The 22297-nt window shown below is 69.3% G+C and carries 15 protein-coding genes; 5 read left to right on the top strand and 10 right to left on the bottom strand.

Annotated elements, in window-relative coordinates; translation table 11 throughout:
- Positions 1-43: 43 nt before the first annotated feature.
- On the top strand, positions 44-616 hold the full coding sequence (locus ACZ4SA_RS01595; protein ID WP_468268419.1) for an XRE family transcriptional regulator: 573 nt from the start codon (positions 44-46) through the stop codon (positions 614-616).
- A gap of 2 nt (positions 617-618) precedes the next feature.
- Positions 619-1092, top strand: coding sequence for an NUDIX hydrolase (locus ACZ4SA_RS01590; RefSeq protein WP_468268416.1), 474 nt, complete (start codon positions 619-621; stop codon positions 1090-1092).
- Here ACZ4SA_RS01590 and ACZ4SA_RS01585 read toward each other — a convergent pair.
- Positions 1080-1652: an HD domain-containing protein gene (locus tag ACZ4SA_RS01585; RefSeq protein WP_468268413.1), complete on the bottom strand. Its 573-nt coding sequence runs from the start codon at positions 1650-1652 to the stop codon at positions 1080-1082. The two genes, ACZ4SA_RS01590 and ACZ4SA_RS01585, sit on opposite strands and share 13 nt — an antisense overlap.
- Before the next feature lies 1 nt (position 1653).
- Positions 1654-2001, bottom strand: coding sequence for a GntR family transcriptional regulator (locus tag ACZ4SA_RS01580; protein WP_468268483.1), 348 nt, complete (start codon positions 1999-2001; stop codon positions 1654-1656).
- A gap of 438 nt (positions 2002-2439) precedes the next feature.
- Between ACZ4SA_RS01580 and ACZ4SA_RS01575 the strand changes: the two genes are divergently transcribed.
- Together ACZ4SA_RS01575 and ACZ4SA_RS01570 are read left to right on the top strand one after the other, a co-directional pair.
- The gene (locus ACZ4SA_RS01575) at positions 2440-2808 is read left to right on the top strand and encodes a hypothetical protein (RefSeq protein ID WP_468268410.1); all 369 of its coding nucleotides are present in this window, start codon (positions 2440-2442) and stop codon (positions 2806-2808) included.
- On the top strand, positions 2808-3431 hold the full coding sequence (locus tag ACZ4SA_RS01570) for a hypothetical protein (protein WP_468268407.1): 624 nt from the start codon (positions 2808-2810) through the stop codon (positions 3429-3431). The genes ACZ4SA_RS01575 and ACZ4SA_RS01570 overlap by 1 nt, the downstream gene beginning before the upstream one ends.
- 32 nt (positions 3432-3463) lie before the next feature.
- On the opposite strand, the gene ACZ4SA_RS01565 is transcribed toward ACZ4SA_RS01570, so the two are convergent.
- From ACZ4SA_RS01565 to ACZ4SA_RS01545, 5 genes are all read right to left on the bottom strand, one after another.
- Positions 3464-4615, bottom strand: coding sequence for a M48 family metalloprotease (locus ACZ4SA_RS01565; protein ID WP_468268404.1), 1152 nt, complete (start codon positions 4613-4615; stop codon positions 3464-3466).
- 1019 nt (positions 4616-5634) lie between these two features.
- A complete protein-coding gene (locus tag ACZ4SA_RS01560) occupies positions 5635-5931 on the bottom strand; it encodes a GYD domain-containing protein (RefSeq protein WP_468268401.1) in 297 nt (98 codons plus the stop codon).
- A gap of 392 nt (positions 5932-6323) precedes the next feature.
- Entirely contained in the window at positions 6324-6851 is a 528-nt protein-coding gene (locus ACZ4SA_RS01555) for a hypothetical protein (RefSeq protein ID WP_468268398.1), read from the bottom strand.
- Positions 6852-7295: 444 nt separating this feature from the next.
- Complete coding sequence (locus ACZ4SA_RS01550) at positions 7296-8114, bottom strand: HAD-IIA family hydrolase (RefSeq protein WP_468268395.1); 819 nt, start codon at positions 8112-8114, stop codon at positions 7296-7298.
- A 163-nt stretch (positions 8115-8277) separates the two neighbouring features.
- Positions 8278-9237, bottom strand: coding sequence for a nuclease-related domain-containing protein (locus tag ACZ4SA_RS01545; RefSeq protein ID WP_468268392.1), 960 nt, complete (start codon positions 9235-9237; stop codon positions 8278-8280).
- Positions 9238-9499: 262 nt separating this feature from the next.
- Between ACZ4SA_RS01545 and ACZ4SA_RS01540 the strand changes: the two genes are divergently transcribed.
- A complete protein-coding gene (locus ACZ4SA_RS01540; protein ID WP_468268389.1) occupies positions 9500-12094 on the top strand; it encodes an NACHT domain-containing protein in 2595 nt (864 codons plus the stop codon).
- Between the two features lie 75 nt (positions 12095-12169).
- Here the strand turns inward: ACZ4SA_RS01540 and ACZ4SA_RS01535 are convergent, their stop codons facing one another.
- The 3 genes from ACZ4SA_RS01535 to ACZ4SA_RS01525 form a co-directional block, all read right to left on the bottom strand.
- On the bottom strand, positions 12170-14452 hold the full coding sequence (locus ACZ4SA_RS01535; protein WP_468268386.1) for a UvrD-helicase domain-containing protein: 2283 nt from the start codon (positions 14450-14452) through the stop codon (positions 12170-12172).
- A complete protein-coding gene (locus tag ACZ4SA_RS01530) occupies positions 14449-21246 on the bottom strand; it encodes a DEAD/DEAH box helicase (protein WP_468268383.1) in 6798 nt (2265 codons plus the stop codon). Before ACZ4SA_RS01530 ends, ACZ4SA_RS01535 begins: the two co-directional genes overlap by 4 nt.
- Before the next feature lie 108 nt (positions 21247-21354).
- The gene (locus ACZ4SA_RS01525; protein WP_468268380.1) at positions 21355-22296 is read right to left on the bottom strand and encodes a hypothetical protein; all 942 of its coding nucleotides are present in this window, start codon (positions 22294-22296) and stop codon (positions 21355-21357) included.
- Position 22297: the final 1 nt, after the last annotated feature.

Below are 22297 nucleotides of genomic sequence, written 5' to 3'. Positions count from 1 at the left end.
CGCGCGACGGCGCAACTCAAGCGGGTAACGGGAGGGTCGTGCCATGACTCAATCCTTTCACGGAATCGAGTCTCTACCTGACACGGGGCGGTTCACTGTCTACCCGCATCGGCACACGGTTCCGCCTGGCCTCTGGCGCGACATCTACGGGCGGGCCGAAAGGCACATCGACGTTCTCGTGTTTGCCGGTCTGTGGCTGTCCGAAGACCCGCAGTTCATCGACATCTTGAAGGCGAAGGTCCGGGGAAACGCGCAAGTGCGCATCCTGCTTGGTGATCCGGGCTGTGCCGCGGTTCAACAACGTGGCATAGACGAGGGGCACGAGATTATGCATGGCAAGATTCGCAACGCCCTCATGAACTACCGGCCCCTCTTCGCCAGCCACCCGGACATCAGCTTTCGGCTGCACGATGCGACGCTCTACAACTCGTTGTTCCGGGCGGATGACGAAATGCTGGTGAACACCCACGTCTACGGCATCGGCGCGTTCATGGCTCCCGTGCTCCACCTGCGGCGACTTCCTGGGGGCGGGCTCTTCGACACGTATGCGAATAGCATCGAGCAGACCTGGGGAGGCGCGCGCCAGGTCACTGACCACGACCTCACGGGAGCATGAACATGGGACGCATCGACTACCTCCACGACCCAGACGCCCCGCCGGCCAACTCCGTTGTGCCGTCCGTCGTGGCGTTCGTGCAGAACGATGCGGGGCAGGTCCTGATGATCCAGCGGTCAGACAACGGCCGGTGGGCGCTTCCCGGCGGCGGTCACGACGTTGGCGAGTCCATCAGTGACACCGTGGTACGCGAGGTCTGGGAAGAGACCGGCATCAAGGCCGAAGTCATCGATATGTCAGGGATCTACACCGACCCCGGCCACGTGATGCTCTACGACGATGGCGAGGCTCGACAGCAGTTCAGCATCTGTTTCCGCGCCCGGCCGATCGGCGGCGAAGTCCGAACGAGCAATGAGACGACACAGGTCCGCTGGGTCGAACCAGCGGACCTGTCGGAGTACGACGTGCATCCGACCATGCGGCTTCGGATCGAGCACGCGATGGACCGGAGTCGGACGGCGCCCTACATCGGCTGACGGTCAGCCTTGGCGAGCCGCTCGAGTACACGGGCTGTGCTGGCCAGAATTTCCGGCTCGGCGCGGCGGATGAACGTGCCAATCAGGCTGTCCGTCCCGTAGCGCCCGGCGATCTCGCTCACGCGATCCAAGGGATTGGTGGGGGTGCCGTCCGGCGTGGTGTTCATGTCGCAGTAGCAGAGCGCGTCATTGAGGTGGGGAGCCTCGCGAGGGAACTCGCTCTCCAACTCCTCACGCAGCCCTCGCGCTTCCGCTTCCATCCACGCACACGAGTGGTGAGCCACCAATTGCACGACGCGCTCGTCTGCGTCAGCGACGTCACGGAGGTAGCGGGCCCCGTCGAGCGGGTGGAATCCCGTCTTAGCAAGGTCCGGCGAATAGCCGATGTCGTGGAGCACAGCAGCAGCTTCCATCAACTCGGCGTCCGCGCCGAGAATCGGCGCGATGGTTCGCGCTCGCTCGGCTACCCCCAGCGAGTGTTTCCACCTGCGGGGGAGTAGCTCGGCCAGCAACGACTCGGCGAGCGGGTACGCCCACTCCGTCAGCCCGGTTTTTCTCACGCTACGGTCGCCCCTCTTGGCCTGGCAGGGCCAATACAGTTCGCTGCTTCCCTTGCTGACTTGCGGACAACAGTCCTGCTGCCTCTAGTTTGTCGAGCGCCCTGGCCACCGTCGGGCGTGAGACTCCGAACCGCTCGGCAAGGGCGCTCGTGCTGGGGAACTTCGCTCCTACCTCAAGCTCGACCCTGATCACGTCTTCGATCTGCTCCGCCAATGGCCTGCGGGGCTGCTCTTGACCCTCCCGAACGACGCGCCACCGGCCCCCAGGAACCGGTGTTGCGCGCCCCTCCTTTTCAAGGACTACGAAGGCACGCAGGGCGACCCCGCGTGAGACACCGTGGTCCCGCATCAGCTCTGCCGCCGACGGCAGCTCTGTCATATTGGGGTTAGAGTCGATCTCTACTTTCACCGCATCGGCAATCTTCAGGAAGGTCCCCCGAGGGCTGGCCTGTTGCGACACCCGCTCTCCCTTCTCCACGTGTCCGTCGTCAGAGTCAAGCGTCCCACGATGCTGCGAACACTTCCGAGTGCCCCTGGCAGACCTGGGTCGGTCGGGCCCGACGGCTCTAGGCAGCCACTTTGGCGCGAGTCTCTAAGATCATGCCCCCAAATCAGGCACTGCGGCAGGTCCAGATGCCAGCCCGATCCGCGGGCCAGCGTAAGGGGTCGTGATCACTCGCGCCGAGCCGCTAAGCCGACCTTGCGGGTGCGGTGCTGCCCGCCATGGCTGTTTCCCAGTACGTGCAAGTCACGCCGCGTTATGTTGGGCTCTAGGGCAAGGGGGCGTATGTCAGACCAGGAAGAAGTGCCGTACCAAGTGGTATCGGACCCGAACTGGAGCGTGGTTGCAGCCGGGACGGCGAAGGTGAGCTTGCACCCGGACGAGGAGACGCCCGAAGTGGTCGTCGTGAGCGGCCCGTGCCCGCGCTGTCAGCACGAAGGCGTGTTCTCCGAGCGGCTCGTTGCCTACTCAAGTGCTGTCGCACCAGGAAGCTCCCGCCCTGGCCTGCTAGCCCGGGTGCTGCGCCGAAGCCTCACTCAGCCCAGTACGCGGGAAATCGAAGTGATCTGCGGCTGCCGAGTCAGCCACCCCGATGTCGAAGACCGCCAAGGCTGCGGTGCTTCCTGGGTGCTGCGCGTTACGTGGGGCCTGTGATGACGATTCGTGTCACCCCTGGCACACCCAGTACGCCAGCGAGTCGGCTCCGCGCCGACGAGGCACGCAGACTACTGGAAGACGAGTTGCCGCGGGTCCGCGCCCAAGCGGAGAGTTGGCGCAACGGCCTCGCCGCACTGCTCGCCCTGCTTACGTCTGTCGGGGTGGTGAAAGGACCCGACACGGTTCAAGGGCTGTCTCCCGGAACGCGCAGCGCGGTAGGGCTGCTGCTTCTGATGGGCCTGCTCTTGTCTGCCAGTGGCGCCTTCCTGGCCATGCGAGCCGCTTTCGGTCTGCCCAGGCGCAGACTCGCCGAAAGCTCACTGGAAGAACTCCTCACGCACCAGCGGCTCAGCGTGCGTAAAGCCGTCAGAGATTTGCGCCTTGCGATCGCCGCTGGCTTCACTGCTCTGGCTGTCGTCACCACGGGCGTCGGCCTGACCTGGTATGGGGAAAGAGCGGAAAAATCAAGCATCCGTGTCGTTGACACCGAAGGCAATGTGTTCTGCGGCCCACTCGTGGCCATAGACGCCAGGAGCCTACGCGTGCGGGCCCAAGGTGCGGTGCGAAAGTTGCGCATCGAGCGAGTCGCTTCGGCAAAGCCAGTGGATAGGTGCCTGTAGCCGCTGCGATCAGGCGCAGCTTGACGAGCTCTTCACAGCCAACGGGCGTCCGGACGCTCGCCGCGGCGGTGCAATTCCTGGATCAGGGGAGCGGTGTGTTCCCATAGAATATTCACGATCTCTTGGATTCGTTCGCCAAGGTGGATCGCTGAATCTGCATCGCTTGCGGGCACTTTTTTCTTGAGATACATACGCAAGAGCTCCCGTCGCTGCGCGGTCGGCGGATGCGAGGAGGATACCCCGACCGTTTCTGTGTGGCCGATGGTGAGCAGCGGCAGAGCTTTTTCGATTACTTCACAGGCGGAGAAGAAGAACTCGACACCCGCATGACTTCCTGCGACGTCGAATCCTTTCTCGAGCATTGCCAAAATGGACAAATCCCAACCGACCATGTCGGCATAGTGTTCCTTTTCCCAACTCCAGACGACCTCAGCAAGATCGGAATCCGTCGTGCCCAGCAGTCGCCTATGTGTCGTGCCGTCTGCCAGATGGCCACCTATTACATGACCGTACTCATGACCGAGGACGAAGAGTTCCAGTCCGTCTCGGAGCATGGAGGGCAAATGAATTTCCTGAGGTGAAATGAAGTACTGCGGGGCCCAGCCCGGCTCGCCGTGCAGGAGATAGGCCAAGACGACCTCCCGAAACCGGTGTAGAGGCTCAGGCGATTCCTCAATATGCCGCCGCACCTCTGCGCTACCCAAGGAAAACATCACGTTCCCATCCTCGGTCTCCTCGAATGGAATCGCGAGCGCCACGGCCTTGCCGAAGAGGTTGGCGAAGTTGAAGAGCTGGTCCTCGAATACCACAATATGCGCATCGGAACCAGGAACGAGCAGACTTACGGCATTAATATCGCCCGTGGTGAGTGTGCCCAAAATTGGTCGCGCAAAAGGTATGGGGACATGTTTTTCTAGGGTGTCCGCGAGCTTATGGATCATATGGTAGCCCCCGAATGACTCATGCGGTCCGAGTGGCGGCCAGTGCTCCGGAGCCTGTCCCGTCCTCGCTACAAAAGTGTTCACTTGGTCCTCGCTTGCATCGGGGAGAATGCCCCTTATTATGCTGCGACGAAACTCCACCGACCGCTCACCCTGGGTATCGCGCGCCGGGCCGCGCGCCTCGGCGACCATTGTCTGCAGATTCCACAGGAAGGTTTGTGCCTGATCCGACTCGGCCGTCAATTAACTGCCCCCATTGCCTGCCTGTCCATGCCCCATATACGGCTATTACCTCGCCTCGGCGCAGCGGCCTCAGACGCTGGCAGAGGAACTGTACGACTAGCTCCAAGAAGCAAGAGGTGGCGCGCTGCTCCGCGTCGCTGCAGGATGCCGTCGACTGCCCTGGAGTTACGTTGAGAAGGTGCCACCAGAGGCCTCAGCGAGCGCCGGCCCACAAAGCGAGCTTCCACTGGCACCCTCTTCCCCCACCTCGGCGCACCTGTGATGTAACCCTGCCACCGGTTGCCCCCTCGAGTGCCCGCATGCCGAACTGGATGGGGGTGCGACGGGGCATGGAGCGCGAAAGAGAGCTTGCCAACAGAAACCGGCGCACAACCAGCGCAGTCTTTCCAGGGGCGTGCGCCCCCTCCCGCTTCGGGCGGGTACCCGCGCCCGTTCCATGCCCGATGCAGCAGTAGACCACGGTCAGTAGCGGGTGTAGCACGATCGGCAACGGCACGGCACGAGGCGGTTGCGGTCGCTCAAGCCAGACGAAGGCTACTGGGCCTCGTACCCAGAGAGCCTCACACAGTGTTGGCTGATCGCGATGAGCCTCCTGGCGCTCCAGCTCCGCCATGGCTTGACGCACGTCCTCGTGTGAGCAGCGTGTGAGTCTGTGACGCGTGCCATCTCGAGAGGATGTTCCCGCAGGCCAAAGGTATGGTGACGACCTCGCCGAGCATGCCCTCCGGAGCCGTGTGCGCAGGTTCGAATCCTGCCGGGGGCACCCTGTATGAGGTGCCCAAAGACCCCGTCACCAGCGGAAACGCTGAGGCCGGGGTCTTCTTGCGTGTGCAGCCGTATGCCGCTTCGGAGTCGCCGTATGACAGAGTCCGCGGCCTATTCGCGGGATGGATCATGAGGCGTCGTCCCAGGTCAGTCAGCACCCGGAAACGGCGAAGCCCCCGGACAGATCCAGGGGCCTCGATCCGTACCGCCGTGAGCGTGTCACTCGTACTGACCGGTCCTCGAGGTAGCAGTCTTCAGCCAGTGGCTTTGGCGATGATGCGGTCCATTTCTTCCCGGCCGAAGGCTCGCAGGGTCGTGCTACGGACGTTGCCCAACGCGCCGACCTGTAGGAGCACTGCGGTGGCAGTCTCGTCGTCGGGCGCCTCTACGACAGCCACGATGTCGTACGGACCGACGGCCCAGTAGAGGTTCAAGACCTTCACCTCGAGCTTCTGTGCCGCTGCAGTGAAGGCTTCGGCGCGTTGCAGGGTGTCCTTGTAGCCGCGGGCCCCCTGATCCGTCCAGTTCAGCAGCGCGACAAACGTGGGCATGATCCGTTACCCCTGTCATTAGGCACAACACATCGTGGTCGATTCTGGGCATCATGCACGCAATGCGCATGAGAGGCGCATCTGAACGAGTGACAGGAGCCATCGCACGCTTCCTCGAGCGGTGGGCAGCCGTCGGCACCATGAAGGTGACAACGGCAGATCAGCGTGATCAAGGCGCTGACCTGCACGAGTTCCACACATGAAGACCTGGACCCAGTCCCACTGAGTCCAGGTCCTTGTCCTGCTCAATCGCTGCTCCCGAGTGAGCGGCGAGTGAGTTCAACCTCGCCCTCGACAGCGAGACGACGACGTGGCCGATCACCCGACGGCAACCGGCCACTGGCCGTTTCTCCGGCCTGACGTATCCGCCGGAGCGGAAGGTGGACAAGCTGTTACACGGGCGTGCCCGGAACGGGGGTGAACCCGGGCGCACACGCCGTCGCGATGTTCGCCGAGGTCAGGGGCGTTCCTTCCGCGACCTCGCAGCGGGCCTGGTGGATCTTGCCGTCCCCAGCCAGCAGGGTGATGAAGAGGTGGCCGGGGTCTTCCTCCGTCACGGAGACGGCGGGGTCCTCCGTGCACTCCGGAGCTCCGGGGACGAGGTCGAGATCGATCCAGGCGCCGGGGTCGCGGCTGTCGTTGAGGTAGGCGTTGCCCCGTCGGTCGGTCGTGGCGCGGAACACGGTTTCGAACAAGCCGCTTCCGGAATAGTCGACGACGGTGGAGCTGACGTCGCGCTGGGTGGACTTGCACCTTCCCCCGTACCCGTCCATGACTCCGATGCTGTCGTGCAGCTCCTGTACGAAGGCGGCCACCTCCAGGCCGCTGTCCGCGGACGCGGACGGGGCCATGACACCTCCGGCGAGCATGGCCCCGGTCACTGCCGCGATGCCCCGAGCGGCCCAAGCGAGCTTCCTCATACTGGCGTTCCTTTCACAAGGGGGAGAGCCGCCGCTGGCTCTGAGCGGAAGGATCACGGTCGTCGACAAGGCAGATGACGTGTGGCCTTCCGCCAGCAAAACCCCCGCCGGTCTCATTTCGGAACCGAATATCTCCACACCGGTCGCCGGCGAGTGCGCGCCGCTCCGAGCCTTCACTCAAGGGACGGCAAGAGTGCCCCAATCGGTCCACAGCAGGCGTACTCCTCCCGGGAGCCGATGAATGAGCCGGGCCAACCCGGAGCGGGGCAGCGTGGGGCGGTCCTCCTGGCGCCTGCGGCGGGAAATGGCTGGGGCCGATCGCCGGTCCTCGTCGACGAGGAGCCTGTCCGGGACGACAACGGATGGCACCGGACGAACCGCCGGACCGCGTCGAGTCTTCGGATGGCATCGGGTTTGATGTACGAGCGGGCCGCTGCCGCTCTGTCAGGCGCCGGTACCGTGGGCACGCGTCGGCTCCAACTCCTCCAGCAGGCGCGGCACATCCGCGAACGAATCGAGCACGTGGTCCGGTGTCCCCGACGCCGTCTCGTGGGTTTCCCGGCGGTACTTGCCCGTCTTGACCAGGACGCCCGTCAGGCCGTGATGTTGGGCGGCGAGGACGTCCGAGTCGATGTCGTCGCCCACCATCAGCGTCTCGGAGGCAGTGGCGCCCACCCGGGACAGAGCCGTCGCGAAGAACGCGGCGGCGGGTTTGCCGATGACTTCCGCCTCGACGTCCGCCGCTCGTTCCAGGCCGAGCAGGAAGGCGCCCGTGTCGAGTGCGAGGCCCGACTCCGTGCGCCAGTAGAGGTTGCGGTGCATGGCCACCAGTGGGGCGCCCTGCTGGAGGTGGGTGAACGCGCGGTTGAGGGTCGCATAGTCGAACTCCGGGCCGGCGCCGCCGGCGATCACCACGTCCGCCGGGGCGTCGTCGTCCGGGCCGATCAGGGTGACGCCCGTGAGGTCGTCGGCGATGTCGCCGCTGTTGAGCAGCAGACAGCGCGCTCCGGGAAAGTGCTCGGTGAGGTACGCGGCGGTGGCGGCCGGAGCCGTGAGGACGTCTTCGGCGGAGACGGGGAACCCGGCCTCCGCGAGGACCGTCGCGATCGAACCGCGTGTGCGGGACGTGGTGTTGGTGAGCAGCGCCAGGGGTACGCGGCGCTCACGCAGCTGCCGCATCGCCTCCACCGCGCCGGGCAGCGGCTTCCAGGACACCGTGAGCACGCCGTCGATATCGATCAGGACAGCGCCGACCCGTTCCATGAATCGACCGTACCGAGGCCGGCCCGCTCGGGCAGCTCGGCACCGCGCGAGTGAGGGGCCCATGGCGATTCCGGACTGCCGCGGCAAGGGTGTTGCCACTCTGGGTGAGGTGAATGTCGCCATGCGTGGTTACCGGTGTGCGTGACGGCGCCGGGGCCCGCGGTCACGCCTCCCCCCACACACCCCGCCGCCGCGCGATCTCGTACAGGTGGTCCGACTCGTAGGCGGTGAGCGTGCCCGTCAAGGGGGCCAGGGCCGAGAGTTGGCGTTCGCGGTAGACGCGGACGTCGGTCTGGGTGGCCGCCACTTCGAGGGACGCCGCGTCCACGAAGACGAGGACCGCGTGGACGGGGACCGGGAAGTCGGTGTGGCGCTCCAGGGTCTGCCGGACGAGGGCGGCCTCGGCGCGGCACTCGGTGATGTACGGGCAGGGGGCGCCGTCGTCGATCGTGACCGTGTCGTCGCCGGCCCGTACGGACTGCTGCGGGTAGTACTCGGTACGGATGGTGAAGACGCCGCCCGGGCCGATCAGCAGGTGGTCGATGTCCCCGCCGTCCAGGAGCGGGATCGAGTGCAGGACGCGCCAGCCGTGGCGGGTGAGGCGGCCGAGTTCGGCGCCGGTTCTGCGTTCGCCGAGGAGTTCCTTCCGGCGCGCCGCGTCCATGGGCCGGCGGCGCTGGACCCGGGAGCTGAGTCGTTCGAGCAGCCCTGAGTCCCCGGACCCGACCGCGGGAGCCGTGGCGCGGAGGGTCGCGCCGGGGCGGTGGGAGGCGAGGTCGGCCTCCGGGGTCAACTCGGGCAGCGCCGCGGGCCGGGCCGGCGGTGCGGCGGTTTCCGGCGGCAGCTCGCCGGCCGGGGCCGCGGCTTCCGCCGGGCTCGCCCCGCCGATGCCCTTTGTCAGGGAGCCGACGTAGACGCGGATCTCGGGCGGCGCCGGAGTCAGGAGTTCGGGCGCGCGGCGGGCCAGCACGTCGGTCACGTCGTCGCGATAGCGCGCGTGGACCACGGTGATGCCGCCGGTCCTGCGGTCCGCCCAGCCGATGGGCGTCCCGTCGGGGAGGTTCACGTAGAGGCGGTCGTGCCCGAAGTTCTGCCATGCGGTGACCGTCAGTTCCTCGAGCATGCCCCTGCCTCCTCCGCGGTGTTGTCCGGTGCCGCCGTGCGGCGGCACCGGCCCCCGTACGTCTCAGGCTCACCCCCCGATACGCTGTGCAGAAGGGCGCAGAGCGGGCGCACCGGTCGACGGGCCTCGTCATGCGGCGGGACCTGGGACTATGCCGTGGGTACGTGCCTCGGCGCGGCGGCCCGGGCGCGGCAGGGCGCACGGCCGGCGGGGGCGTGCCGGCCTCTTGAGCGGGGCTCCGCCCTCCCCTACGGTCGGGACGATGGATCCTGCCAGCATCGGGTTACGTGTCGGAGCGAGCGTGGTCACCCCGCTCGTCAAGCGGCTCTTCGTACGGGAAGGGGCGGGCGCCGGTCTCGTCGAGCGGGGTGTGCGACTGTCCGGGCTCGTGTCCTTCCGTGGTGAGAAACGGACCCTCTCCCACGACGACCTCCGCAAACTGACCGATGATCTGGTGTGCCGCGCACGGCGGGAGGCCGGCCCGCGTGACGGGTTCCCCGAGGACGAGCACTCCGCCGTCGTGGACGCGGTCGTAAGGACCCTGTACGGGCTGGGCGAGCTGGACATGGACGACGTCCAGGCGGTCGGCCTCGGGCCCGAGGAGTTCGCGCGGCGGCTGCGCCGCCATGTGCCCGACGCCTGCCGGGAGTTGTCGGCGGACGCGGCATGGTTCCACGAGCGGCTGGTGGACACCGCGAGCGTGCACGTCCTGCACTTCTTCACACAGCGGTCCACGTTCGTGGCCCGGACGGCGGTCGAGCAGAGCAGGCGCATCGAGGAGATCGTACGGCTGCTGGAGCGGCACCCGTCCCCCGACGGTGTCGACGCGCGGTTCGAGTCCGGGTACCTGGCGAGTCTGGTCCAGCTGTACAGCCAGGTGACCATCGTCGGCGTCGACTTCATCAACTCGCCGGGGCGCTGGCCGCTGGACGCGACGTACATCGGGCTCGGCGCGGAGATCGCCGACGAGGACCAGCCGGCCGGGCCGCTCGACGGGACGGGGCCGCGGCCACCTGTGCCCGTGGATCATGCGCTTGCGGGGCGGCCGCGCGTGCTGGTGCGGGGCACCGCCGGGTCCGGGAAGACGACCCTGATGCAGTGGCTGGCGGTGTCCACCGCCGATGACCGGCTGCCCGACGAGCTGGCGTCGCTGCGCGGCCTGGTGCCGTTCGTGCTGCCGGTGCGCCGCTTCTCCGACCAGGACGTGCCCGCGCCGGCCGAGTTCCTGTCCGCCGCGCACCATCCGATGGCCGGGTCCGAGCCGAACGGCTGGGCGGTACGGGTGCTCACCTCCGGGCGGGCTCTGCTGCTGATCGACGGCATCGACGAGGCGCCCGCAGAACGGCGCGAGCTCGTGCGCGGGCAGATCGACGCGCTCCAGCGCACGTTTCCGGGCAACCGCTGGGTGGTGACGTCCCGGCCGACGGCCGTACGCGAACGGTGGCTGGGGGCGCAGGGCTTCACCGAGCTGACGCTCGCGCCGATGACCCGCGACCAGGTATCGCGGTTCATCCGCTCCTGGCACACGGCCGCCACCTCCGACCCGGGCACCGACCACTCCCGCCTCCCCCACTACGAGCGGCGGCTGCTGCACTCGGTGCGGCTCATCCGGGAACTGCGCGGGCTGGCCACCAATCCGCTGATGTGCAGCCTGATCTGCGCGCTGAACCGGGACCGCAGCGGCATCCTGCCGCGGGGCCGCAAAGCCTTGTACAAGGCGGCACTGGCGATGCTGCTGGAGCGCCGCGATCCCGAGCGCGAGGTCGACGCGGACGGCATCGTCATCGACCGTGAGGCCAAGGAGCGGCTGCTGCAGAAGCTCGCGCACTGGATGCTGCTGAACGACCTGACCGAGGTGGACCGGAGCACCGCCGTCAGCATTCTGGACCTCTATCTGCCGGCGATCCCGAGCGCCGGCCGGCAGGGCACCTCCGAGGAGCTGTTCGACCATCTCCTGCACCGCACCGGGCTGCTGCGGATGCCGACACCCGGTGTGGTGGACTTCGTCCACCGCACCTTCCAGGACTATCTGAGCGCCAAGGAGGCCGTCGAGCGGCACGACATCCGCTTCCTGGTGAACAACGCCCACCGTTCCGACTGGGACGAGGTGATCCGCATGGCGGTCTCGCTCGCCCGGCCGGACGAATGCGCGCAGATGATGGAGGAGCTGGTCTCCGCCCGGCCGGGGCTGACGGCGGCGGAGGCCAAGTACTGCAAGCTGCTTGCCTCCGCCTGCCTGGAGCACGCCACGGAGATGAGCCCCGAGACACGGGAGATGGTGCGTCAGCGGACCCGTTTCATAGCCCAGCCGGACAGTCTTGACAGTGCGCGCGGGCTGGGCTGGATCGGGCCCATAGCCCTGGAGCTGCTGCCGGACCCGGAGAAGGTCTCCGACGACCGCGCCCTGCTGCTGGCCGCGACCGCGGCCGGGGTCCGGGACGACGCGGCGATCGACTACCTGGTACGGCTCCGGGACCGGCGCTCGCCTGCCGTGCGGGCGGAACTGGCGGGCGCCTGGCGGCGGTTCGACACCGAGCGGTACGCGGACGAGGTGATCGCCCATCTGGATCCGGAGGGGCTGTACTTCACGGTGACCGGACCGGAGGAGATGGCCGAGCTGCGCCGCCTCGGCGGCCGTGAGCGCATCCAGGTCGCCGAACTGCTCACCCCCGGGCAGCTGGTCGAGGGCCTGGTGGCGGACCGCCTCACCCACCTCTACCTGCTGGTCCACGACGCCCGCCAGGACTTGGGCCCGCTCCGGGCCTTCCCCCGGCTGACGACCCTGCGGCTGGGGCGGCACGTCGGTCCGGTGCGCGGGGTGCCGGAGGGCGTACGGGTGGAGCGCGACGGGACGTGAGGGGCGGCCGGAGCGGGATCGGCCGACCGTGTCGCCCGCCCCGTCGCGGACCGCGGCGGGGCGGCGCAGCCGCCCTCACCGGGGTGGGAGCAGCGGCTTCAGGAAGCGGCTCGGGTCACCGTGCCACGTGATCGTGAGTGCGTCACGAGCGCGGGTCGCCGCGACGAACAGCAGCGAGCGCGCCCGGTGGAGTTCCCGCTGATGACGCGTCGGGTCGGTGTGTTCCCAGGCGTCCACCGAAGCCCGCGGCACGAGGCCCTCGGCCACGCCGGCGATGATCAGGCAGCGGTACTCCAGCCCCTTGAAGCGGTACATGGTGCCGATGTGGACGCCCTGGTCGCCGCGCGGACCGTCCTGCGTGATCTCCGTCGGAGTGATGCCACGGCGGGCGAGGCGGTCGGCGACCTGGGTGACCATGTCGTTGGTCGGGACGCAGATCGCCGTGGACTCGCGGGGCACGTCGTGCCACGCCCGTAGCTGCTCCACGACGAGGTCCATCTCCTCGTCCCAGCTCCGCGCGCCGCGCAGGGACGGGCTCAGACCGTGGAGAACCGAGCGGTATCCGGCAAGGGTGTCGGCGTCGCCGTCGAGGTCGTCATAGTCCGCGTCGCCCAGTACCCGGATGGCGTCGCGGAGGATTTCCCGGGTGGTGCGGTAGCTGAGGGTCAACCGGGAGGAGCGGCCGCGGATGTGGACGCCGAGGCTGCCGAGGGTGACCTGGTTGTCGTAGATCCGCTGGTGGGTGTCGCCGACGAGGAAGATGTCGTCGGGTTCGGCGGGCGCCATGGCGCGCAGCATCTTCCAGTGGGCGGCGCTGAGGTCCTGCGCCTCGTCGACCACGATGTGGCGGTACCGGTAGCGCAGCCAGGCACCGGAGCCGGCCTCGACGTGGAGGTTGTCCAGGCCGCCCCGTTCGTCGCGTTCCTCCGACCGCCGGTCGATCCTGGCCTTGCGGGCGATCTCCAGCCGTGCCGCTCTTTCGGCGACCTGGCGGTGGGTCTCCAGTCCCTTGGTCTCCAGCCGCTGGGCGAAGCGTTCGGCAAGCTGCCAGATCCCGGCCCGTTCGGCGCGGGTGACGCTGCGTCCCCGGCCGGCGCGCCTGGCGGCGAAGTAGTCGCTGCGGGAGGTAACGGCCTGGCCGAGGATGACCTGGTTCCACTCGTCGCTGAGGAACTCGGCGCTCCAGCGGCTCTCTCCCGCTTCCACCAGCAGTTCCCGCCACTCGCGCAGCGCCGTGGTGTCGTCGATGCGCCGCTTGGCGTTGCCCGGGTCGGCCTCGCTGACGATGCGGGTGGCGAGCTGGTCGACGTGGGTGATGTCGACCCGCGCCAGCACGTCGGGGCCGCCGAGCGAGAGGAGCCGGGCTCGCAGATCGGCGGCGAGGTTCTTGTTGAACGTGGTGAGCAGTACGGGCTTGTCGTGGCCGGGCGGAAGCGCGCGCACCAGGTGGCACACGCGGTGGAGGGCGACGATGGTCTTGCCGGTTCCCGGTCCGCCGCCGACGCGGGCGGGGCCGGAGTAGCGCCGGTGGACGAGCTTCTCCTGGGTGGGGTGGAGGAAGATCTTCCACCGCCCGAAGTCCCCTTCCTCCAGGATGCTCTGCAGTGACTCGTCGTCGGTGATCACCACGGTCTGGGAGCGGTCGACGGCCGCCTGCCAGTCGTCGGTGTCGAGGTTTCGCTGCGGCTCGCTCACGGCGACGGGCGCGGTGACCTGTTCCATGACCGCGTCGTACGGCACGCCGTCGGCCAGCCGCAGGAGGACTTCACTGGTGTGGCGGGGTGCGTACTCGGCGAGGCCGAGCAGTTCGTCGTCCGTGGTGATCTTCCGGACGATCGGGATGAGGGCTTCGGCCACGCCGAGGTCCGCGAGCTGCTCGTCGCTGTACGCGGCGAAGAGGGGCTCTTCCGCGGGCCTGTGCGGCGCGGGCTCCGGAGCGGGGACGGCGGGCGGCGCGGTTACGGCCTGCGGCGCGAGTTCGCGGCGCAGCAGGCTCTCCTCGACGACCTGGAGGTCCACGTACTCGATGGCACCGGTGATGTGGTTGATGCCGTAGTTGAGCCGATCCAGGTTCTTGTGGACGTGGCTGCGGTGCTTGACGGAGACGAGCAGCCAGTCGTCTCCGCCGAGGCGGATCATCAGGGCCCGCCACTCGCGGTTGACTCGTGCCGACCAGAGCCGGTCGTGGCCTTCCAGCTGTTTGAGGTCGAAGCCGCCGGCATCGGGGTTGCGGCGGAAGTCGTGCTGGAACTTGTAGAACGCCCCCAGGACCGCGCGGTCCAGTTTGACGATCTCCTTGTCGGCCTTGTCCAGCAGGCGCAGGGTCACGCCTGCCCTCGGCGATCCGGTGACCGTCATTCCTCGTTCTCCTCGCGCTCGTTCGTAACCCCACCCATGTCCCCGCCCAGCAGCGCGGCGAGCTCACCGGCGTTCCACTCCGTCGCGGTACGGACCTGCCAGCCCGCCTCCCGGTAGGCCTGGTCCCGTTGTTCGGCGTCGATGTCCCGTTTGCTGCCCGGGTCGGGCCGGTGCGCGAGGACGACGCCGACGCGCCTTGCGGGCCAGGCGAGTTCGGCGGGCCAGGCGGCCGACCCCAGTTCGTAGCCCGCCTCGGGCGCGGGCAGGCCGAGCTCGGCGAGGGCTCGGGCGAGGCAGGGCAGGCCGGGGTCGTCGATGAGGAACTCGATGACCTCGTCCCAGGCGGGGTCGCGGACGGCCTCGGGGGCTTCCTCGCTGCTCGGCCCGGCCGCTCGAGGCTCCTGCCCCGCCGCTTGAGGCTCCCGCCCGGCCGCCGCGGGTTCGTGCGACCGCCGCTGGGAGGTGAGCCATCCGGTACCGCCGGTGACAGCCAGTTCACGCGGGTCGAATCCGGGCATCATGCCGACCGTGAGCTGGACCCCTTCCCCTTCGCCCGCGTCGAGGAACTGGAGCAGGTTGCTCCAGTAGAGCCATGCCTTCCAGCGCCTCCGGTGGGCGGTCTCGTCCGCGGCGACCGCGTCCCCGCTGTCGTCGAGTACGGCCAGTGCCGTCCAGGCCGCCCCGGTCTGCCCCCTGCGCAGGTCGAGCGCGATGACGAGCGGGCACCCTGACGCGTCCCGGGTCGTCATGACCTGGACGGCGCCCTGTCCTCCGGCCAGCCGCCGCCCGTTCAGTGCCTCGCCGATCCTGCGGCCGACCTCCTCGCCGTCCGCCAGGGCTCTGCTGGTCGCCGACACGGCCGCGAAGCCCGCGAGTGCGCTCTGGGTGCGGCGGCGCCATGCGTCGGGGTCGGGGTCGGTGAGGTAGCCGATGAGGGTCTCGACCGGGTTGGCCCATACGAAGCGCGGCAGGTCCCGGGTGTCGCCGGCGTGCACGCGCCGGTGGACGTCCATGGCCGTCTTCTGCGCGGTGTTCGGGTACGGCTTCCAGGCGGGATCGGTCTGCGGCCCGGTCCGGCCCGTCCATGCCTGCACGTCGTCCCAGGTGAGCTGGAAGACCTGCCAGCCCTCGGCCCGCAGACGGGTGCGCTTGTCGGCGTCGGACTCGGCGGTGAGGTGCTCGGCGCTCGCGTGGTAGCGGTAGCCGTCGAGGTAGACGGCCACCCTCCGATCGTCGTCGGTGCTGCGGAAGACGACGTCCGGCCGGGTGAAGCCGAGCGGGGTCTGCGTCTCCATCTGCCAGCCGCGGACCGTGCCGTCGGGTGCGGTGAAGCGCAGGGTTGTGTCCCGGGTGCCGTCGGCGGTGAGCGCGCTGCGGACGCTGACCTCGTCCACCCCCTCGGCCCATTCGAGCAGCCCGTGCCGGAAGAGTGCCTCCAGTTCGCTCTCCACCTGGTGCACGAGCGTGATGTCCCGGGTGGTGGTGACGGGTACGACGCTCCACCGGTCCGCTGTGCGCCCGAAGAGGTCGCCGAGCATGTCCAGCGCGTGCTCGCGGGAGACGAGTTCGTACTCGCTGTCGGTGACGTGCCGCAGCAGGCAGCGGTGGCACGCGGGGCGGCCCTGACCGGCGCACACACAGGTCTCGATCACCTGGCGGGCGTCGTCCAGGACGCCCCGCAGGCCGTCCTGACCGGCGAGGCGGTGCAGATATCCGGTGCCGCCCGGCAGCGTGTCGTACAGCACGAGGAAGTGGCGGCGCAGGGCTGCCTCGCCGCGTTCTTCCGGCATGGAGTCAGCGACGACCGCGAGGTGGTCGGGGTCGCCGCCGTAGCTGCGGGCGATACCGGCCAGCAGCAGCGCCTTGAAGGAAACGAGCCGTTCCTGGGTGTGCGCAGTGACGGCGGGGACGAGGATCCGAAGGGCGTCGGTGCGCAACTCGTGGGCGAGCAGAATCTTCTCACCGCGACGCGCGGCGTCGACCCCGCCGCGACGCCGGGGGCACCAGGGCCGGTGGTACTTGCCGTGGGCGGCGGCGTCGCCGGTGTCGTGGGCGGCGGGCCCTCCGTCCGGGTCTGCGAAGCCACAGGCGTCGCAGACCCAGAAGGGGTTGAGGCGGACCTCCCGGCCGGCGAACGGCGTGTCGCTCCCGCCGTCCACCCGGGTGGCTCCGACGTTGAGGTGGCGGATCCAGGCCTGTCGGGTGAACTCCCATCCGAAGGTGGCGTGTTCGTGCTTCCAGGCTTGTTCGACGTCTTTCGCGTCGATGTCGACGGCCGGGACGACGGTGTAGTGGCGCCTTTCCCGTTCGTCGGTGTCGTCGCGCACGCGGACGTCGTCGCGTTCGTCCCGGGAGGTGACGCGGCGGGGCACCAGGACTTTGTGCAGGCAGCCGATGTCTCCGACGGCCGCGGACCGGCAGCGGGGACACGGCGAGGGGTCCTGCTCGGCACGGTGCGTGCGGACGTGCCCGCAGTCGGGGCAGATACGCCACCAGATCCACGCCGGACGTCCGGGGCTGCCGATGTCCAGTCCGGTGACGCGGTGCTTGTAGCCCTGGGCGTAGTAGTGGTTGCCGGGGGCGAACTCGGAAAGGGCAAGGCGTGCGGGACGGCTGTGGCGGAGGGTCTTGCTGTGGTCCTTGCGAGTCCCGTCAGGGGCCTTGTCGGACCAGGTGAGGGTGGCCTCCAGTTCGGTGGCCGAGTCGATGAGGCTGTAGTTCGGAAGCAGGCCGAGGTCCACGAGCGCGCCGTGCGCGGTCGTGCGGCTGATCTCGCGAGAGACTCGTGCCACGTCCCGGCGTTCGGCGCGCAGTTCGCGGCCCTGTCGTTCGTGTTCGGGGTCGCCGGCGACGAGCAGTCCGTGCGCCCGGTCGATGGCCTCGATCCGGCGCTGCATGTCGGCACGCCGGTCCTCCCAGCGCCGGCACGCGGTTGTCAGCGCCGCCACCAGCCCCTGCTCGCCGGGGTCGGTGGCGTAGGTGGTGAGGGCGGCGCGGGCCTGCGGACTGACGCCCGTGCCGCGGTTCTCGTCGTACGGGGGGAAGAGGGCGAGGAAGTCCTCCACGAGCCGTTCTCCCCTTACCAGTGCGGCCTCGGCGAACTCGTCCTGCCACGCCGAGGCGCCGAACAGTTCGGTGGCGGGCCGGGGCAGGGGCCGCACCGGCGTCCCGTCGGGGGCGGTCAGGCGCCCGGCGCCGGCGAGGTCGAGGAGATGGGCGAGGTACTGGCGGCGCAGGATCTCGACCGCGGACAGGTAGCAGCCGGGGGGCAGGACGTCTCCGGCGATCATGAGCAGGGGCTCTTCGAGGTAGTAGCGGTCGCGCGGACCGCGGTCGACCATGGTGAGCAGGTAGGCGTTGCCGGTGGAGCGGCCCGCCCGGCCCACGCGCTGGATGTAGTTGGCCGGCCCCTTCGGCAAGGAGGCGAGGACGACGGCCGACAGGTCGCCGATGTCGATGCCGAGTTCGAGGGTGGGGGTGCAGGACAGCACCTGCGGGTTGGCATAGTGGACGTCGATGCCCTCACGGAAGGCCTTCTCGACCGCCTCGCGCTTGGCGCGGCTGAGGGTGCCGGTGTGCTCGGCGGTGTTGATGGTGAAGACGCCGGCCTCACGGTACATACACCGGTAGAAGTCGTCGCTGAAGTCCCGTTGCCGCAGGCCGCTGTCCACATCGCGGCCGGTGGCAAGGAATCCGCCGCAGCGGTAGCGAGGGCACGGCTGCCCGTGCCACTGGTCGGCGAGGTCGGGGTGGACGGTCTGTTCCCAGAAGCAGACCGGGCAGTGCGCGGTGGCGTCGGGCAGCGCGTCGTCGGCGAGTCTGCGGACCTGGATGTGGCCGGGCTGGAGGCCGTAGACGCGGGTGGCGCCGTCGAGTGCGGTGCGCGCGGCGAGGACCCCCTCATCGGCGAGGGCGGGCAGCAGCCGGGTCAGGAAGTCGGTGGCGGACTCCCGGCGCAGGCCGAGGGAGCGTACGGCCCAGTCCTGGTACCAGCCGAGGCGGCCGGTGAGGACGTCGAAGTCCTCACTGCCCTGTTTGGGGCTGCCGAGCAGGAACGCGGGCGCGGACACCCCGCGGGGGAAGGCGGGCATCCCGGTCGCGCGGCCGCCCCAGATCGCCCACCTGCGCACCCCGGCCTGGTCGAGCCAGGGATCCAGCCAGGCGTGCCGGACGGCACCCCGGATACGCAGCCGCTCCAGCAGACCCCGGACGAAGCCGGTGTACCGGTCGGTGCCGGGCGTGGACCCGTCGGGCAGCGCGATCTCTCCCGGCGTAGTGAGGAGGATCTCCCGTACGAGGTCGGCGACGGCGTCGGCGTCGGGCAGGGGCACGTCGGCGGCGACGGTGCGGGTGAGTTCCAGGGTGCGGCCCTGCCGGGACCGCAGGCCGAACTCCATGACGGTGGCGAACGCCAGGCGCTGCGCGATCAGTTCCCAGGTGGCCCGGGACCCGCGGCTGCGGCCGGAGAGCAGGGTGTCCACGCCCCGGATCAGGTGCAGGTCCGGGGGGATGACGGCGGCCTGTACCGCCTTGCTGTCGACGACGTCGGCGATCAGGTCCGCGGCGAGGTCGCTCAGGGTGATCGGTTCGTTCTCGTCGATACGGCTGGCGAGCAGCGCGCGCAGCGAGAACGTGTAGGAGCGGCTGGCGACGTAGCCGGCACGGTGGGCGGCGTCCTGGACGGAGTCGTTGAAGAGGAGGGTCTTGTTCTCGCCCAGGTTCTTGTCCAGTTCGCCCCCGGTGAAGAGCTGGGTGACGGCTGCGGCGGCGAGCGCGGCCAGGCCGGTGCCGAGGTAGCGGATGGAGTTGAAGGTGCGGCAGGCGGGGCACTGATCGCGTTCGGCGGCACGGTCGCCGTCGAGGTCGGCGTGGACGAACGCGGCGTTGGTCAGGGGCCTTGGCCGGCGCGGTCCCTCGCCGTCGGCCGGGGCGGTGAAGTCGGCCTCGGGTGACAGCGGGCGCAGCCGTCCGCCGATACCTTCCAGGACCATGACTGCGGGTCCGCCGCGCCGGCGTTCCGCCCCGGCCCCGAAGGCCGCGTCGTGCACTTCCTGCGGGGTCGCGGCGATCATGTTACGCACCCGGCGCTTGTCGCGGCCCACGGAGGCGCGGCGGATCTTCGAGGCGTTCAGATCGAGTTCGGACGGGTCAACCTCCGGCGAGTAAGCGGCCCAGCCGGAGCGTCCACACTCGCGGCAGAACACTGCCGGCAGGAACACCTCGGCGGGCGGCGGTGCGCTGTCGTCGGCCGGTACGGCGGCCGACTCGGCCGCGTCGGCCGGTACGACGGGTTCCTCCCCGTCGTACGGGGACGGCGGGGCGGTCGAACCCCTGTCCTTGCGGGCCAGTGCACCGCGGGAGGTCACCCGCTCGTCGTCCCAGCGGAATTCGGCACGGGCCGCGCTGATTCCGCGCAGCACACGGGAGACCGACCGCACCCAGTGGTGGATCTCGATGGACAGCAGCGGCCGCCCGGGGTGCTCGGGGTCGCGGGCGTACGACAGGAGGGCGATGTAGCGGGCGAGTGCCGCGGCGGCGATACGTGGCCGCTGCTGCACGGCCATGCCCCAGTGGTAGGCGTAGCGGGGCAGCACCTCGGTGATCTCGGCGAGGGTCCGGGGAGTGCCGTCGAGGATCTCGAGCACGGCGGCAGTGAGCCGGTGACGGCGCAGTACCCCGCCCAGTTCCTCCGGGGTCGGCCCGCTCAGGCCCGTGAACGCGGCGACGAGGTCGTCCATGACACCCGGGTCGCGGGTGGGGTCACCGAGCTCGGCGACCTCCTGCGGCGAGGGGAACGGCAGCGTGAAGTCGCTCTCGCCGGTGAAGTCCCTGGTGGAGCGCCGGTCTTCGCCAACGACGGAGTCGGGCGGGAACGGCACGCCGAAGACCTGCTCGGCGACCTCCAGCATTCCGGCGCCGCCGCCCCGCCCCCCGGTCCCACCGGTGGCGTTCTCCCCCAGCGTCGCGGAGGTGGCGACGGGGCAGACCGGCCCCAGCGGCCGGCCCGGTTCGGCGAGCCCGGTGACAGACCCGAGCCGACGCAGCAGCATGGCGACGTCCGTGCCCTGGGCGCCGTCATAGGTGTGGAACTCGTCGAGGACGACGTACGCGAGCGCGGAGTCCTGCCACAGCCGCTGGTCCTCGGGCCGCTGGAGCAGCAGATCGAGCATCTTGTAGTTGGTGATCAGGATGTCCGGCCGGGTGCGCCGGATCTCGTCACGGTCGACGGCGATCTTCGGGTTGCCCTGCTTGAACTCCTGGGACGGCTTGTCGCCGATGTAGAGCGCGGCCTGGACGCCGGCATCGCGCAGCCGGGCGTCCTTGGGGTCGTCGAGCCGGTTGTTGATGCGGTGGGCCTGGTCGGTGGCGAGGGCGTTCATCGGGTAGAGCAGGATCGCCTTGACGCCCTCCCGGCCCGCCTCACGCTCCCGGCGGCAGTGGTCGAGCAACGGGATGAGGAACGACTCGGTCTTCCCGGAGCCGGTGCCGGTGGTGACGAGGGTGGGCCGTGCCGGTCCGTGCAGCGTGGACAGCCGCTCCCAGGCGAGTTCCTGGTGCCAGTGCGGGGTGAAGTCGCGGGGCCACCAGGTCAGGTGCCGCTGCCAGTCCTTGCCCTCGGCGGTCCGGAAGGGCGTGCGGACACGCAGGTAGGGGCCGCGGAAGATGCCGTCGTCGGCGTCCCCGAGGAACCCTTCCAGGGCGCGGCGGGTGCTCTCGTCAGCCAGCGCGTACGTCGTCGCGAGGTACTGGCTCAGGCTGGCCCGTACCTGTTCGGCGGCGAGTGTGGGACGCACGCGTGGTCCTCCGTTGCGGTGCTGGTGGTGCTGGGGGAGCGGGCAGGCCGAGGACGTGCCCGTGCACCGCCCTACGGTAACGGGGCTGACAGACAGGTCGGGTCCGGCTCAGACGCCTAGCTTCCGTCCCACGTACGCGATGCGCAGGGTGCGCTCCTCGTGGACGAGCCGGAAGTGCATCCGACCCGGCTTCGGCAGGAAGTCGCAGTGCCAGTCGAACAGCCGGTTCTCGCCGTCGATGTCGGGGAACCAGCACAGCCGCCGCCGGGCCTCGAATTCGGTGCGGACGTAGGAACGCCACTGGGGCGAGATGGGCTGCCGGTCCGGGTCCCAGTCGCTGACCGCGTCCTGGAGCTCCCCGAGCCGCTCGCCGACCGGCCGCACCCAGGCCTCGGAGAGTTCGGCGAAATGCTGTTCCGCGAGCGGCAGGAACTGCAGGAGCGGGAAGAGGTCGGTCCGGGCGGCCCACAGCTCCGCGCCGGATCGCATGCCTTCGACGGCCTTCTGCCGGCCGGCGTCCGCACCACGCCGGATCCACGGCAGGTGGGTCGTGACGTGCTCGCGGGTCGCGGCGTGGGAGATCTCCACCTCGGTGAGCGCGGTACCGCCGTCCTCGTCGTCGAGGAGTTCCTCCCGGACGAGGGTGAGCCGGTCGGCGGCCCACCGCGGCTCGACCGACAGGGAGACACCGAGGCCACCGGTCAGGTGCGCGGCTCCGAGCCCCTCGACCCTGTCCCCGCCGTGCCGGTACTCGACATCGGAGTAGGTCTCCCCCTCGGGAAAAGCCTCCCGGTGGGGCCACTTGGACTGGAGGATCAGCAGCCGCTGCCACAGTTCCTTGGTGCCCGGGGTGCCGATCCACTTGCCGATGGCGTGGCCCTGGGCGAGCTGTAACGCGGTGACCGGCTCCCGGGAGACCAGCAAAGTCCCGGCCCGGTCCTCCCTGGCAACCGCGAGGACGGCCCTGACCATCTCGGTCATGGCACGGTTGACCCGCTCCGGGTCCGCTGTCGTCTCACAGGACTTCTCGTTCAGGAACAGCTGCGGCACG

Source organism: Streptomyces sp. NPDC027962 (assembly GCF_055566095.1).
The sequence above is the reverse complement of the archived record's forward strand: the minus strand, read 5'-3'. Positions and strand labels throughout refer to the sequence as shown.

What these genes read in the sequence shown, in the direction of transcription:
- ACZ4SA_RS01550 (WP_468268395.1), bottom strand. Translation starts at nt 8,114, where the DNA reads ATGGAACGGGTCGGCGCTGTCCTGATCGATATCGACGGCGTGCTCACG.
- ACZ4SA_RS01545 (WP_468268392.1), bottom strand. Translation starts at nt 9,237, where the DNA reads ATGCTCGAGGAACTGACGGTCACCGCATGGCAGAACTTCGGGCACGAC.
- ACZ4SA_RS01570 (WP_468268407.1), top strand. Translation starts at nt 2,808, where the DNA reads ATGACGATTCGTGTCACCCCTGGCACACCCAGTACGCCAGCGAGTCGG.
- ACZ4SA_RS01555 (WP_468268398.1), bottom strand. Translation starts at nt 6,851, where the DNA reads ATGAGGAAGCTCGCTTGGGCCGCTCGGGGCATCGCGGCAGTGACCGGG.
- ACZ4SA_RS01560 (WP_468268401.1), bottom strand. Translation starts at nt 5,931, where the DNA reads ATGCCCACGTTTGTCGCGCTGCTGAACTGGACGGATCAGGGGGCCCGC.
- ACZ4SA_RS01580 (WP_468268483.1), bottom strand. Translation starts at nt 2,001, where the DNA reads ATGCGGGACCACGGTGTCTCACGCGGGGTCGCCCTGCGTGCCTTCGTA.
- ACZ4SA_RS01535 (WP_468268386.1), bottom strand. Translation starts at nt 14,452, where the DNA reads ATGACGGTCACCGGATCGCCGAGGGCAGGCGTGACCCTGCGCCTGCTG.
- ACZ4SA_RS01540 (WP_468268389.1), top strand. Translation starts at nt 9,500, where the DNA reads ATGGATCCTGCCAGCATCGGGTTACGTGTCGGAGCGAGCGTGGTCACC.
- ACZ4SA_RS01590 (WP_468268416.1), top strand. Translation starts at nt 619, where the DNA reads ATGGGACGCATCGACTACCTCCACGACCCAGACGCCCCGCCGGCCAAC.
- ACZ4SA_RS01595 (WP_468268419.1), top strand. Translation starts at nt 44, where the DNA reads ATGACTCAATCCTTTCACGGAATCGAGTCTCTACCTGACACGGGGCGG.
- ACZ4SA_RS01575 (WP_468268410.1), top strand. Translation starts at nt 2,440, where the DNA reads ATGTCAGACCAGGAAGAAGTGCCGTACCAAGTGGTATCGGACCCGAAC.